Here is a 1,494-nt window from a genome sequence, read left to right on the forward strand (position 1 = left end):
TTTCTCGACGGGCATCCCACCCGCTATATGTTACGACCTATGCTCGGTCGCTCCAGGAGTCTCCACCTTCCCCACCGCCCCTTGCCGTATGTTTTTATCGGAATCATGCCGTTCTACCGTTACTGTTAAAGTATGAGATATCTGTATATCTATTGAGCCACTTAGATATGTTGTTAAAAAACGTGGTATGGCTAGGAGCTTAACTGGCATGTATGCCTACTCTTGTAAAACCATTTCCAAATTTACATTACAGGTTAATTTGATGTCCTAAGTGGAACATTTCAATGGCAATAATTACACAGCCCCACGATTCTCACGTATGAAGCTTCTGCTCACGTGAAGATGTTTCCGTTCTCCTCACGAAAGCAAGAAGGTCCGGGAAATTGCGAGACTCCTGTGGGATGAACATGATCGGTGAGATCCCGCAAGGCGTAGCCTGAGGAAGCTCACCTCATGCCCACGGAAAGCGAGTGATTTCCCGGACCTTCTAACGCCATCCTTTGTAACGGAAACCCACACTTTTATTAAACAAACTGGGGCGTTAGTTCAATAACTCTAATATCTAAGAAGAACCAAAACACACATTTTTTTACTCATTAAAATGTATGTTTTGGTTCTTTGTTATTCACCTTCACCGTATGAATCAGGACAATGATTAACAGATGTTTTGTTATTAGAGGCTGCAATTCACTATAAAATGGGGATGATAATTTCCAGTAAAGTGTGTGTCAGTTATTTTAGCAGAAACTGTTTCATTTTAAATGACGGGCACAAGTGGCTTTTGGTGGACTTTCTGCTTTTTCTGTTCCAAAAGTAAGAGCATAAGCGTGGATATACATTCCGCATGAATCAAAAGGAAGATTTCCTTTTTACATTAAGAAAGTGATTCACAGAAGCCCACAGAATTGAAACTAAAGATAAAAGCAGGCTATCGATAACTCTCGATAGCCTGCTTTTATATCTGGGAAAAGGAAAATCCTTTTATATGTATAATTGGTTGCGGGGGCAGGATTTGAACCTGCGACCTCCGGGTTATGAGCCCGACGAGCTGCCGAACTGCTCTACCCCGCGATAATGTGGGCAACTATTATAAGTTCCCATAAGATGAAAATAAACAATGTGGCAACGTCCTACTCTCACGGGGATCGACCCGGCTACCATCGGCGCTGAAGAGCTTAACTACTGTGTTCGGCATGGGAACAGGTGTGACCTCTTCGCTAACACCACCACATCATGATTCATTTGATCTCTCAAAACTGAACAACCAACCAAGTACGTCTTCCGAGGGAGACAGCTTTCCGCTATCCGTAGATAACATCCAGCCGTTCCCTTTTCCTTAGAAAGGAGGTGATCCAGCCGCACCTTCCGATACGGCTACCTTGTTACGACTTCACCCCAATCATTGGCCCCACCTTCGGCGGCTGGCTCCAAAAGGTTACCTCACCGACTTCGGGTGTTGCCAACTCTCGTGGTGTGACGGGCGGTGTGTACAAG

1 protein-coding gene, 1 tRNA gene and 2 rRNA genes are annotated in these 1,494 nt (G+C 44.6%); all 4 read right to left on the bottom strand.

Annotation, left to right across the window (positions count from 1 at the left end):
- Positions 1–30: 30 nt before the first annotated feature.
- On the bottom strand, positions 31–210 hold the full coding sequence (locus tag ACFQIC_RS20395; RefSeq protein WP_390217805.1) for a hypothetical protein: 180 nt from the start codon (positions 208–210) through the stop codon (positions 31–33).
- Positions 211–994: 784 nt separating this feature from the next.
- A tRNA-Met gene (locus ACFQIC_RS20400) sits at positions 995–1,071 on the bottom strand.
- A gap of 46 nt (positions 1,072–1,117) precedes the next feature.
- Positions 1,118–1,231: ribosomal RNA gene (gene rrf, locus ACFQIC_RS20405) — 5S ribosomal RNA — on the bottom strand.
- 109 nt (positions 1,232–1,340) lie between these two features.
- Positions 1,341–1,494, bottom strand: a 16S ribosomal RNA gene (locus tag ACFQIC_RS20410); the annotation flags it as partial.

The sequence above is a fragment of the Halobacillus seohaensis genome (assembly GCF_042663045.1).
GTDB classification, from domain to species: Bacteria; Bacillota; Bacilli; order Bacillales; family Halobacillaceae; genus Halobacillus_A; species Halobacillus_A seohaensis.